The organism is Streptomyces sp. NPDC007896 (genome assembly GCF_042959425.1).
GTDB lineage: Bacteria > Actinomycetota > Actinomycetes > Streptomycetales > Streptomycetaceae > Streptomyces.
Map to the genome: position 1 here is coordinate 326526 of NZ_JBIBKX010000006.1, position 12172 is coordinate 338697.

Here is a 12172-nt window from a genome sequence, read left to right on the forward strand (position 1 = left end):
CGCGGGCCGAACGTGCCCCGGGGCCGGGGCGTCACAGGCGTGACACGAGCTCCGCCCCGCACCACCCACGTTCCGTTCGTCAGCGCCGGCCCCCGGGGGACCCATGCAGTCCACGACCACACGCATCGCCCATCTGCTCGCCACCCTCGCCTTCCTGACCGCCGGAGCCGGTGCCGTCACGGGGTGCGGCAGCGACAGGGCCGCCGGCAGCGGGGTGCGGGCCCCCGGCACCGGTCAGGAACCGCGGGCGAAGAGCCGCGCCCGACAGGTCGCCGACGCCTGGGACGGTTCCGAGGCCGCTCGGCAGTGGCGCAAGGGCTACTACCCGATGGCGGACGCGGTCCAGTTGCCCGAGGGCGGCCTGCGCGACGAAGCCGACAAGCGAGCCTTCACCACCCAGAACTTCGTGCTGCGCGGCGCACTTCCGGCACTCCCGCGCAGGGACGGGGAGGTGAGGTGGAAGAGCGGAGCCTCCCTCACCCTGCCGCTGATGGCGGCGGGCAAGGCGTACGAGAGGCTGGCGCGTGGCGGGAACGACGGCCCGCACCTGACCGTGACCGGGGCAGAGCCGGGCGAGATGACCCTGGCCACCAGCCGGGGCCCGGCGACCGTTCCGGCCTGGCTGTTCACCCTGGAGGGCTACGACACTCCGCTCAAGCGCGCTGCCGTCGGCCCCTCGAAGCTCCCCGAGTCGCCGATCGGGCCGAGCCGGGATGTCCCCGCCGGCATGCCGGCCCCGCTCGACCGGCTCGTCGCGGTGGCCGGCGACGGCCGAACCCTCACGGTCCTGGCCGACCACGGGTCCTGCGACTCCGGCCCGGCCGTGCACGTACTGGAGACCAGGACCGGCGTGGTGCTGTCCGCGTCCGTCCTCGGAGCGAGGAAGGGTCCCTGCACCGGTGAGGGGATCCGCGCGAGGGTGACGGTGAAGCTGACCCGCCCGATCGGCGACCGTATCCTCCTGGACGCCCACACCGGCCGCCCCGTGCCTCATGAGGGGCCGCACGAGCCCTCACCGAGCTGGAGCTGACGCAAAGGTGCGCCACCCCCGGCAGGGAGGCGACGCACCACGAGCGACCGGGCCACCGGCTCGGCTCAGCCCACTCAGCCGACCGACGAGTAGGCGACCACTCCGCGCAGCAGGCCATCGACCGCCTTGCGCGCGTTCTTCGCGACCGTCGACCTCTCACCGCCGGCGACCGGCGCGGCGGCCGAGATCTGGCCCAGCACGTCGATGACCTGCTTGCACCAGCGGACGAAGTCACCGGCCGGCATCTCCGCCTCGCGCAGCACCTCGTCGAGGCCCTTGCCGGAAGCCCACTCGTAGGCCGCCCAGGCGAAGCCGAGGTCCGGTTCGCGCTGGCCGACGCCCTCGGACTGGGTGATCCGGAAGTCCTCCTCCAGCGCGTCGAGACGGCCCCAGATGCGGACCATCTCACCGAGCGCCGCCTTGGCCTTGCCGGACGGCAGCTTCGGCGCCATCGCGTCGTCACCGACCCGCGACTCGTACACCAACGCCGAGACACAGGCCGCGAGTTCGGCCGGGTCGAGGCCTTCCCAGACCCCGGCGCGCAGGCATTCGCTGGCCAGCAGGTCGAGTTCGCCGTACAGCCGGGCGAGCCGTCTGCCGTGCTCCGTGGCCTCGTCGCCGCGCAGGTAGTCCAGCTCGGTGAGGAGGGCGACGATCCGGTCGAAGGTGCGGGCGATGGTGTTCGTCCGGCCCTCGATGCGGTTCTCCAGCTGCTTGGTGTCGCGCAGCAGCCGGTGGTAGCGCTCGGCCCAACGGGCGTGATCCTCACGGTCGTTGCACCCGTGGCAGGGGTGGGCGCGGATCGCGGTGCGCAGCCGGGCGATCTCACGGTCGTCGGCGGCCTCGGAGCGGCGCTTGCGCAGCCGGTCGGGGACGATGTGCCCGGCCTTGGTGCGCAGCGCGGAGGCGAGGTCGCGACGGGACTGCGGGGAGCGCGGGTTGAAGGACTTCGGGATGCGCATCCGCTCCAGCGCCTCGACCGGCACCGGGAAGTCCATCGAGGCCAGTCGCTTCACCTGGCGCTCGGCGGTGAGGACCAGCGGGCGCGGTCCGTCGTGGTGCTCGAAGCCGCGGTGGCCGTTGGACCGGCCCGCGGGCAGCCCCGGGTCGAGGACCAGCGCCAGGCCGGCGAACTTGCCGGTCGGGACATGGATGATGTCACCGGGCTTAAGCCTCTCCAGCGCCACGGCCGCCTCGGCGCGCCGCTGCGCCGCGCCCTGCTTGGCGAGCTCCGTCTCGCGGTCCTTGAGTTCGCGGCGCAGTCGCGCGTACTCGTCGAAGTCCCCGAGGTGGCAGGTCATGGACTCCTTGTAGCCCTCCAGCCCCTCCTCGTTGCGCTGCACCTGCCGGGAGATCCCGACGACCGACTTGTCGGCCTGGAACTGCGCGAAGGACGTCTCAAGGAGTTCGCGCGAGCGGTGCCGGCCGAACTGCTCGACCAGGTTCACGGCCATGTTGTACGACGGCTTGAAGCTGGAGCGCAGCGGGTAGGTGCGGGTGCCCGCGAGTCCCGCCAGGTGGTCGGGGCTGAAGCCGCGCTGCCACAGCACGACGGCGTGGCCCTCGACATCGATGCCGCGGCGCCCGGCACGACCGGTGAGCTGGGTGTACTCGCCGGGTGTGATGTCGGCGTGCTGCTCGCCGTTCCACTTGACGAGCTTCTCCAACACCACCGAGCGGGCGGGCATGTTGATGCCCAGCGCCAGGGTCTCTGTCGCGAACACGGCCTTCACCAGGCCGCGTACGAAGAGTTCCTCGACGACTTCCTTGAACGTGGGCAGCATGCCGGCGTGGTGGGCCGCGATGCCGCGCTCCAGGCCCTCCAGCCACTCGTAGTAACCCAGGACGTGCAGATCCTCGGAGGGGATGGACGCGGTGCGCTCCTCGACGATCTCGCGGACCTTCGCGCGCGCCTCCTCGTCGTTCAGCCTGAGGCCCGCGTACAGGCACTGCTGGACGGCGGCCTCGCAGGCGGCGCGGCTGAAGATGAACGTGATCGCGGGCAGCAGGCCCTCGGCGTCGAGCCGTTCGATGACCTCGGGGCGGCCCGGTGTCCAGATCCGCGAGCGCTGCCGGCGCTCGCGCTCGCGGTCGGCCTCGCGCATGGCGCGGCCGCGTCTGCGGTCCTGGAACGAGGGACGGCTGGCCTCCATACGGGCCAGGCGGGTGAGGTCGGGGTTGACCGCCTTCTTGTTGCCCTCGCCCTCCTCGAAGAGGTCGTACATCCGGCGCCCGGCCAGCACGTGCTGGAACAGCGGGACGGGCCGGTGCTCGGAGACGATCACCTCGGTGTGGCCGCGCACGGTGTCCAGCCAGTCGCCGAACTCCTCCGCGTTCGACACGGTCGCCGAGAGTGACACCAGGGTCACCGACTCCGGGAGGTGGATGATCACTTCCTCCCAGACGGCGCCGCGGAAGCGGTCGGAGAGGTAGTGCACCTCGTCCATGACCACATAGCCGAGGCCGAGAAGGGTCTGGGAGCCCGCGTACAGCATGTTGCGCAGCACCTCGGTGGTCATGACGACCACCGGGGCATCGGAGTTGACGCTGTTGTCGCCGGTGAGCAGGCCGACCTTGTCAGCGCCGTAGCGGCGGCACAGATCGGAGTACTTCTGGTTCGAGAGCGCCTTGATCGGCGTGGTGTAGAAGCACTTCTTGCCCTGCTGGAGGGCGAGGTGGACGGCGAACTCGCCGACCACCGTCTTGCCCGAGCCGGTGGGCGCGGCCACGAGCACACCCTTGCCCGCTTCGAGCGCCTGGCAGGCCTCGATCTGGTAGGGGTCGAGGCCGAAGTCGTACATCTCGCGGAAGGAGGCGAGCGCGGTGGCCTGCTCGACAGCGCGCTTCCGTGCTGCCGCATACCGCTCGGCCGGTGAGAGGTCCTCTGTCATCGTGCTTTCGAGACTACCGGCAGCCACTGACAACATGACGATCAATATCCGGATCTGTTTATCTCAAACCCCGGATTCCCGCAGCTCAGGGAATTGCCACGCGCACCGCCGCGGGCACGCACTCCGCGGTGAGCGGCAGCGGCCCCAGCGGCTCCCCGTCCGCGTACGCGGTGACACCCTCGGCGACGAGCTCGACCTTGGCGGCCCGGTGCGCGGTGACGACGGGGTGGTCGAGGTGGGTGCCCCGGTAGACCTTGGGGAACACCTTGAGCAGGGTCGTACGGCTGCACTCTCCGACGACCGTGACGTCGAACAGCCCGTCCTCCAGGTCGGCGCCCGCGCAGATCCTCATTCCGCCGCCGTACGACGACCCGTTGCCGACCGCGACGAGGGTCGCCCGGATCTCCCGGACCTCGCCGTCGTCCAGGGTGATCCGGTACGGGAGGGGCCTGAGGGCGGCCAGTTCGGCGAGCATGGCGAGGTCGTACTTGAAGCGGCCGACCGGCCACCGCATGCGATTGCCGCGATCGTTGACCCGGGAGTCGAAGCCGGAGGCGAGGACGGTGGCGAACCAGGTGCCGTTCACCCGGCCCAGGTCGATGTCGCGCAGCCGCGCCCCCTTGAGGGACTCGGCGATCAGCCGTCCCGCGGCCGCCGGGTCGCGCACCGGAAGCCCGAGGGCGCGGGCGAAGTCGTTGCCGGTGCCGGCGGCGACCAGGCCGAGCGGGGTGCGGGTGCTGGCGACGGCCTGGAGGGCGAGGTTCGCCATGCCGTCGCCCCCGACGGCTATCAGGGCGCCGGTGCCGCCCTCAACGGCCTCCCGCGCGCGCGTGAGGGCGTCCTCGGCGTTCTCCCCGAGGACCGTACGGACGGAGAATCCCGCCGCTCGCAATGCGAAAGCGGCCGGCTGCGCCGCGCGGGCGCCCCGGCCGCGTCCCGCGGTGGGGTTGACGAAGAGGGTGATCTCGCTGGTCACGGCCCTGACCCTACGAGATCTCCGGGCTTCGTCAGGTCACGTCGTCATAACCGTTGACCCGGTCCGTGCCCGACTGCTCGGGCAGCGCGCGGTGCGCCGACACGCTCTCGACCTCGCCGATGTCGTCGGGCGTGAGGTCCAGGTCGGAGGCCTCGTCGTCGGCCGGACCCTCGGCCTCGCGGCGCCGCTTGCGCCGGTCGTTCGTCAGCGAGAAGACGACGGCGCCGAAGTACAGGACCCAGATCGGTACCGCGAGCGCCAGCATCGTCAGCGGGTCGGTGCTCGGCGTGGCGACGGCGGCGAAGACCGTGATGCCCATGATCATGGCGCGCCACCAGCCGAGCATGCGCTTGCCGGTCAGGATGCCGGTGAGGTTGAGCATGACCAGCAGCAGCGGCAGCTCGAAGGAGAGGCCGAAGACGACCACCATGCGCGTGACGAGGTCGAGCAGATCGTCCAGCGGCAGCAGGTTGTTCACGCCGTCCGGCGTGAAGTCGATCAGCACCTTCGCGGTGGTGGGCAGCACCTTGTAGGCGAAGAAGCCACCGGCGAAGAAGAGCGGAACGCCCGTCCCGACGAACGCGTACGCGTACTTCTTCTCGTTCTGGTGCAGACCGGGCGCGACGAACGCCCACAGCTGGTAGAGCCACACCGGCGAGGCGAGCGCGACACCGGCCATCAGCGAGACCTTCAACGCCAGGGTGAACGGGGCGAGCAGACCGTTGATCGTGATCTGCGCGCACTGCTGGTGGCCCTTGGGCGTCTTCGCCAGCTCGGCGAAGCTCGAAGGACACCCGACCGAGTCCAGCACCGGCTTGGTGAAGAAGTTGATGATGTCGTTGTAGTAGAAGGCGGCCACGACCGTGACGATGACGATGGCCAGCATCGCCTTCGCGAGCCGGTTGCGGAGCTCACGAAGGTGGTCCGCAAGGGGCATCCGTCCCTCGGGATCCTTCTCCTTCTTGCGGGCGGACTTGAGCAACCCACGTCCTCATCTCGTGCGGCGGGCCGGAGGCGTCCGGCCCTGCGTCAGCGCTTGGTCGTGTCCGTCGGCTCGGTGACCGGGCGGGAGCTGGTCACATCGCCGGGCGCGGCCTGGATCGTACGCTGAGCCGGGGTCTGCTCGTCGGTGCTGGGCGGACCGGCCGGGGCGGGGGTGCTGCCCTCGTCCTTCATCGCCTTCGCCTCGCTCTTCAGAATGCGCGCGGACTTTCCGAGGGAGCGCGCCATGTCCGGAAGCTTCTTCGCGCCGAACAGCAGGATGATGACGACGAGGATGAGAATGATCTCGGGAGCGCCGAGCCTTCCGAACATAAGTCTTTACCTTCTCACCGAGGCGGCTGGGTCGGGGTGCTGTCCGATCGGTCGGACTTGTGTCCGAACGTCGTGATGACAGCGATCGTAACGCTCAGGGGTGAACGCGGGGCAATCCCTGTGCGTACTCCCAGTTCGCGGCCGGCGCCTCGTTCTCCGGACCGCGATCAGAAGCGTACCCGCCCTCACCGGCAAGTTGACAGGCTCAAACGGCTCATTGCGTATACCTGGACGGACTCATACCGGGATCCCTGGAAGGTCATACGGCATCCACAGAACGCGCGACCCCGACGGCCGCCCGCTCCAGGTCGTCGGCCGCCTGGTTGATCCTGCGCGCGGAGTCCGTCACCTGCCGTCCCAGACGTTCCGCTTCCATGAAGACACGGACAGCGAGCACGCCGAGAACGGCGATTCCAAGAAAACCCACGACAATCGCGAACATCGGCCAGAACATGAGGCCGAGCCTAGGACGTGGAGTGCAGGCGGAGTGTGCGCACCCCGCCGCCGGTGAGGAGTTCGACGATGCGCTCGCCCGCGGGCTTGCGGACGGCCGAGCCGCACTCGGTGCAGGTGAAGGAGTAGAACGTGGTGCGGCTGGTGGCGCCGATGGCCAGCATCAGGGCGTTCGCCCTGAGCTCCAGAGCGGCCCGGCAGTCGGGGCAGCCGGCCTTGAACAGCACGTCGGCGACTCTGCGCATACCGGCGAACGCGGTGACGGCCGTCATCTCCGCCGCGCCCACGGACGCGCCGGCCCGCTCCGCGCCGCCCGCCTTCACCGGCCCGCCGGCCCTCTGCGAGGTACCGGCCCTCCCCGACGCGCCCGACATCGCCGACGTGGTCAAAGCCCCTGCTCCTGCCTGTCGTACGGTCCGTCCTCATCGCCCTCGAGCCCGTCGTAGGCCGCGAGTGCCTCCCGAGCCGCTTCGCGGGCGCTGTCCGCCAGCTCCGGGGGCGACACGATCCGGCCGTCCCGGCCCAGGCGCAGCGCCAGCCGTCGCAGCGACGTGGGGTCGGGGGTCCGCAAGGTGATACGCAGCCCGCCGTCCGGCAGCTCATCCGCACTGTCGTGCGGGTAGTACTCCGCGACCCAGCGCCCGCCCGGCCCGACCTCGACGACCACCTCGGGGTCCTCGGCCGCGGGCTGCACCAGCCCCTCGGAGAGGTCCCGCAGCTCGACCTCGGGCGGCGCGGACGGCTCGTCGAGGATGCGGATCTCGGCGACCCGGTCGAGCCGGAAGGTGCGGCGCGCCTCGGAGCGGCGGCACCATGCCTCCACGTACGTGTGCCCGACGCTGACCAGGCGGATCGGGTCGATCTCGCGCTCGGTGAGCTCGTCGCGCGAGGGCGAGTAGTAGCGGATCCACAGCCGGCGCCGCTCGGAGATCGCCCGGTCGACGTCCGCGAAGACGCCGCCCTCGGACTCGAAGGTCACCGAGAGGCGGGAACTGGCGCCCGCCGCCTCGCCCGAGGCGGCCTCCACCTTGGCGGTGGCGCGCAGCAGCGCCTGCCGGTCGCCCTCGCGCAGTCCGGGCAGCGTGGACACCGCGCGGGCGGCCACCAGCAGCGCGGTCGCCTCGTCGGCGGCGATACGCAGGGGTTCGGCGACGAGGTCGGGGTTGTGCCACCAGATGCGGTCGCCGTCGGTGTCGATGTCGAGGAGGTCACCGCCGCGGAAGCTGGTTCCGCACAGCGGCAGTACGTCAAGGTCGGAGATCAGCTCGTCCTCGGTGATCCCGAAGGCCCGGGCGACGTCCCCGACGTGCGCGCCGGGGCGCTCGCGCAGATAGGTCACCAGGGAGAGCATCCGCCGGGTCTGGTCGATCGCGTTCGTGGGCCTGGCCGGTTTTGGTGCCACGTTCTCTACGTTCCCCCTCAGCCCTTGGCCACGGCGCGCAGCCGGTCCACTACATCGGCCCGCAGCTCGGCGGGCTCCAGGACCACCACGTCGGGCCCGAACTCGACGAGCCAGGCGTCCAGGCCGTGCCCGTACGGAATCTCCAACTCGTCCCAGCCGTCACCCAGTTCCCGTACGGAGACGGCCTTGGCCCGCAGCGGGTAGCCGGAGCCGGTGCGCAGCCGGATCAGCGCGGAGCGGTCGGCGATGTCGCCCGCCCAGCTCGCGACGGTCTCCCGCACGGTGACGACGTCGGGCACCTCGGCGGTGTAGCGCCCGGCGCGGGAGCGGACCCTGCCGGTGATCCGGGAGAGCCTGAAGACGCGCTCGGCGCCGCGCTCGCGGTCCCAGCCCGCCAGGTACCAGTGGCCGCGCCAGCACTCCAGCGCCCATGGCTCGACCTGGCGGGTCTCGGGGTGTGCGGCGGTGGCCTTGCGGTAGTCGAAGACGACCGGGCGGCGGTCGCGGCAGGCCAGCATCAGCGGTTCGAAGGCCGCCTCGTGCACGGGGATGTGCGGTTCGAGGGCGCCATGCGCCTCGTAGGGGTCCACGTCCTCGGGCAGCCCGGCGGCGCGCAGCTTCTGCAACGCACCACTCGCCGCGCCGGCCAGCCGGGCCTGCTGCCAGACCTTGGCGGCGAGGCCGAGGGCGGCGGCCTCCTCGGCGTCGAGGGTGATGGGCGGCAGGCGGTTGCTGTCGCGGCGGGCGAGATAGCCGACCTCGCCGTCGAGGTTCTCCACCGTCTCGATGACCAGGCCCAGCTCGCGCAGATCGTCCTTGTCGCGCTCGAACATCCGGTTGAAGGAGTCGTCCGACCCGGCTTCCAGATAGGCCTCGATGGACTCGCGGAGTTCGCGCTTGCTGAGCGGCCGCCGCGTCCCGAGCAGACACAGCGCGAGGTTCATCAGCCGCTCGGCCTTGGCAATGGCCATCGACGCCCTTCCTATGGTGCTTCCGACCGATGACCGTACCGCTCCGGAGTGCCCCGGCAAAAGCCGAGGGCCCATGCCCGGACAGGCATGGGCCCCAGGTGATCGACTTCGGACGAATCCCGATCACAGAGCGCACGAAGATCGGGCGGGAACCCGACCTTCATGAGGATCGGACCAAGATCCGATCCGGCCGGTGGATCAGACCGCGACCAGGTCGCAGACGAAGATCAGCGTCTCACCGGGGGCGATCCGGCCCCCGGCGCCACGGTCGCCGTACGCGAGGTGCGCCGGGATGACCAGCTGGCGACGGCCGCCGACCTTCATGCCCTGCACACCCTGGTCCCAGCCGCTGATGACCTGACCGACACCGAGCTGGAACTCCAGCGGGGTGCCGCGGTTCCAGGAGGCGTCGAACTCCTCGCCGGTGGAGAAGGCCACGCCCACGTAGTGGACCTTGACGAAGTCGCCGGCCTTGGCGACCTGGCCCTCGCCTTCCCAGATGTCCTTGATCTCGAGGTCCGCCGGGGGCTCGCCGCCCGGGAAGTCGATCTCGGGCTTCTCGATGCTCACGTCTCTAGCTCCTGCTTGTTCGCGTAAAGGCCTTAAAGCAACACCGACAGTCTCACATCCCGCAGGGCGTTACATCTTGGCCAGGATGTCCACCGAGAACACCAGGGTGGAGTCCTTCTTGATGCCACTGCCGCTCGGCGGGTTGTTGCCGTAGCCCAGCGCCGGCGGAATGACGATGAGGACGCGGCTGCCCACCTTCTTGCCGGTCAGGCCCTGCGCCCAGCCCTTGACGACCTGCTGCAGCGAGAACGACGCCAGCCGGCCGCTGCTGTACGTCGAGTCGAACTCCTTGCCGGTGTCCCAGAGCACGCCCTTGTACTGCACCAGGACGCTGCTGTCCGCCTTGACCTCGTCGCCGTCGCCCTCGATGACGTAGTCCGACACGAGCTTCGTCGGGGCCGTCGCCTTCGGCACGTCGATGGAGGGGGCCTTGCCGTCGGTGTTGGTGCCGACCTTCGGGAGGGCGGCGTCGCTCTGCGCGACGTTTTTGCCCTGGGCGGAGCTCGTCGCGTTGAAGGTGTTCTCGATGTCGACGACGAACACCAGCGTGTCGGTGCCCTTGATGCCGGCCTGCGTGTTGCCCTGCTTGCCGTAGCCCCAGGTCGGCGGCACGGACATCTGGACGCGGCTGCCGACCTTCTTGCCCACCAGGCCATAGCGCCAGCCGTCGATGATGCCGCCCTGCGCGAGCTGGATGACCAGCGGCGTCTTACGGTCGTAGGAGTTGTCGAAGACCTTGGCGGTGTCCCAGACCTGGCCGAGGTAGTTGGCCTGGATGTAGTCGTTCTCCGCGACCGTCTTGCCGCCGCCCGCGATGACCGTCTTGACCGCCAGATCCTTCGACGGGGAGCCGGTGCCCTTGGCCACGGTCGGCTTCTCACCGAACTTCGTCCCGGCCGTGATCGCCGGCAGCGGACCGTCGACGATCTTCGGCGGCGGCGCCGCCGAGGCGGACGCGGGGGCCGACGGGGACGGGCTGCTGCTGGACTTGGCCTTGTCCGACTTGTCGTCACCGCATCCGGCGAGCGTGACCAGTCCGGCGGGTACGGCAATGAGGAGGGAGCGTCGGCGCACGGTGAGGGCCTCGTATCGATCGATCTTGGTTGATGGCGTGCGCGCAACTCTACGACGTGAGAAGGGCGCCGTACGGAAAACGTACGGCGCCCCGCGTTGCGTTCCGCCATCACACGCGGAACTCAGCGCTCACATTCCCGCGATCAGCTTCTCCACCCGATCGTCGACCGAACGGAACGGGTCCTTGCACAACACCGTGCGTTGCGCCTGGTCGTTGAGCTTGAGATGGACCCAGTCGACGGTGAAATCGCGGCGCTGCTCCTGAGCGCGCCGGATGAAGTCGCCGCGCAGCCGGGCCCGAGTGGTCTGCGGCGGCACGGACTTGCCCTCGAAGATCTTCAAATCGTTGCAGATCCGGGTGGCTTGCCCCTTCCTCTCCAACAGGTAGTACAGACCACGACGCCGGTGGATGTCGTGATATGCGAGGTCTATCTGCGCGACCCGGGGATGCGACATCGTCATGTTGTGCTTGGCCCGGTACCGCTCGATGAGCTTGTACTTCATCACCCAGTCGATTTCGGTACCGATCCGGTCGAGGTCTTCGGCCTCGATCGAGTCGAGCGTGCGGCCCCACAGTTCGAGCACCTGCTCGACCGTGCCGGTGCGGATACCGCGGCGCTCGCAGAAGTCCACGGCCTTCTCGAAGTACTCCCGCTGCACTTCCAGCGCGGAGGCCTCCCGGCCGCTGGCCAGACGCACCTTGCGCCGGCCCGTGATGTCGTGACTGACCTCGCGGATCGCCCGAATGGGGTTCTCCAGGGTGAGGTCGCGCATGACCGTACCGGCCTCGATCATGCGCAGTACCAGGTCGGTGGCGCCGACCTTGAGGAGCATCGTCGTCTCGGACATGTTCGAGTCACCGACGATGACGTGCAGCCGCCGGTAGCGCTCGGCGTCGGCGTGCGGTTCGTCGCGGGTGTTGATGATCGGCCGGGAGCGGGTCGTCGCCGAGCTGACGCCCTCCCAGATGTGCTCGGCGCGCTGGCTCACGCAGTACACGGCGCCGCGCGGAGTCTGCAGCACCTTGCCGGCACCGCACAGCAGTTGCCGGGTGACCAGGAAGGGAATGAGAATGTCCGCGAGCCGGGAGAACTCCCCGTGCCGGGCCACCAGATAGTTCTCGTGGCACCCGTAGGAGTTGCCCGCCGAGTCGGTGTTGTTCTTGAACAGGTAGACGTCGCCCGCGATTCCTTCCTCGTGCAGGCGTCGTTCGGCGTCGACCAGGAGTCCTTCGAGAATGCGCTCGCCGGCCTTGTCGTGAGTGACGAGTTCCGTCACGTTGTCACATTCGGGTGTCGCGTATTCCGGATGTGATCCCACGTCGAGATAGAGGCGGGCGCCGTTCCGCAGAAAGACATTGCTGCTGCGGCCCCATGACACGACACGGCGGAAGAGGTACCGCGCCACCTCGTCGGGAGACAGGCGGCGCTGTCCCCTGAACGTACACGTGACGCCGTACTCGTTCTCCAGCCCGAAAATGCGGCGGTCCAT

General features: G+C 69.7%; 12 protein-coding genes. 1 reads left to right on the plus strand and 11 read right to left on the minus strand.

Going from position 1 to position 12172, the window contains the following annotated elements; translation table 11 throughout:
- Positions 1-103 precede the first annotated feature (103 nt).
- Positions 104-1030 (plus strand): hypothetical protein, encoded by a 927-nt coding sequence (locus ACFZDJ_RS21670; RefSeq protein ID WP_391060823.1) that lies wholly within the window; start codon positions 104-106, stop codon positions 1028-1030.
- Positions 1031-1104: 74 nt separating this feature from the next.
- Here ACFZDJ_RS21670 and ACFZDJ_RS21675 read toward each other — a convergent pair whose 3' ends face one another.
- The 11 genes from ACFZDJ_RS21675 to pafA form a co-directional block, all read right to left on the minus strand.
- Positions 1105-3966: an RNA helicase gene (locus ACFZDJ_RS21675; RefSeq protein WP_168507535.1), complete on the minus strand. Its 2862-nt coding sequence runs from the start codon at positions 3964-3966 to the stop codon at positions 1105-1107.
- Positions 3967-4006: 40 nt separating this feature from the next.
- A complete protein-coding gene (locus ACFZDJ_RS21680) occupies positions 4007-4897 on the minus strand; it encodes a diacylglycerol kinase (protein ID WP_391060826.1) in 891 nt (296 codons plus the stop codon).
- Between the two features lie 31 nt (positions 4898-4928).
- A complete protein-coding gene (tatC, locus tag ACFZDJ_RS21685) occupies positions 4929-5879 on the minus strand; it encodes a twin-arginine translocase subunit TatC (RefSeq protein ID WP_101406112.1) in 951 nt (316 codons plus the stop codon).
- A gap of 47 nt (positions 5880-5926) precedes the next feature.
- Positions 5927-6211, minus strand: coding sequence for a Sec-independent protein translocase subunit TatA (gene tatA, locus ACFZDJ_RS21690; protein ID WP_054231175.1), 285 nt, complete (start codon positions 6209-6211; stop codon positions 5927-5929).
- 259 nt (positions 6212-6470) lie between these two features.
- The gene (locus ACFZDJ_RS21695; RefSeq protein WP_099940490.1) at positions 6471-6665 is read right to left on the minus strand and encodes a hypothetical protein; all 195 of its coding nucleotides are present in this window, start codon (positions 6663-6665) and stop codon (positions 6471-6473) included.
- Between the two features lie 10 nt (positions 6666-6675).
- Positions 6676-6936, minus strand: coding sequence for a hypothetical protein (locus ACFZDJ_RS21700; RefSeq protein ID WP_168517106.1), 261 nt, complete (start codon positions 6934-6936; stop codon positions 6676-6678).
- A gap of 113 nt (positions 6937-7049) precedes the next feature.
- Positions 7050-8066 (minus strand): YafY family protein, encoded by a 1017-nt coding sequence (locus ACFZDJ_RS21705; RefSeq protein ID WP_168507536.1) that lies wholly within the window; start codon positions 8064-8066, stop codon positions 7050-7052.
- A 17-nt stretch (positions 8067-8083) separates the two neighbouring features.
- Positions 8084-9037 (minus strand): WYL domain-containing protein, encoded by a 954-nt coding sequence (locus tag ACFZDJ_RS21710; RefSeq protein ID WP_391060828.1) that lies wholly within the window; start codon positions 9035-9037, stop codon positions 8084-8086.
- Positions 9038-9235: 198 nt separating this feature from the next.
- The gene (locus ACFZDJ_RS21715; RefSeq protein ID WP_168490170.1) at positions 9236-9607 is read right to left on the minus strand and encodes an FKBP-type peptidyl-prolyl cis-trans isomerase; all 372 of its coding nucleotides are present in this window, start codon (positions 9605-9607) and stop codon (positions 9236-9238) included.
- 69 nt (positions 9608-9676) lie between these two features.
- Positions 9677-10681: an FKBP-type peptidyl-prolyl cis-trans isomerase gene (locus ACFZDJ_RS21720; protein WP_168507540.1), complete on the minus strand. Its 1005-nt coding sequence runs from the start codon at positions 10679-10681 to the stop codon at positions 9677-9679.
- Between the two features lie 129 nt (positions 10682-10810).
- Positions 10811-12172 carry a Pup--protein ligase gene (gene pafA, locus ACFZDJ_RS21725; protein WP_168490171.1) on the minus strand — a complete coding sequence of 454 codons (1362 nt, stop codon included), beginning with the start codon at positions 12170-12172 and terminating at the stop codon, positions 10811-10813.

Excerpts from the sequence above, each read along its gene's own strand:
- tatA (WP_054231175.1), bottom strand. The coding sequence starts at position 6,211 with ATGTTCGGAAGGCTCGGCGCTCCCGAGATCATTCTCATCCTCGTCGTC.
- pafA (WP_168490171.1), bottom strand. The coding sequence starts at position 12,172 with ATGGACCGCCGCATTTTCGGGCTGGAGAACGAGTACGGCGTCACGTGT.
- ACFZDJ_RS21710 (WP_391060828.1), bottom strand. The coding sequence starts at position 9,037 with ATGGCCATTGCCAAGGCCGAGCGGCTGATGAACCTCGCGCTGTGTCTG.
- ACFZDJ_RS21700 (WP_168517106.1), bottom strand. The coding sequence starts at position 6,936 with ATGACGGCCGTCACCGCGTTCGCCGGTATGCGCAGAGTCGCCGACGTG.
- ACFZDJ_RS21670 (WP_391060823.1), top strand. The coding sequence starts at position 104 with ATGCAGTCCACGACCACACGCATCGCCCATCTGCTCGCCACCCTCGCC.
- ACFZDJ_RS21695 (WP_099940490.1), bottom strand. The coding sequence starts at position 6,665 with ATGTTCTGGCCGATGTTCGCGATTGTCGTGGGTTTTCTTGGAATCGCC.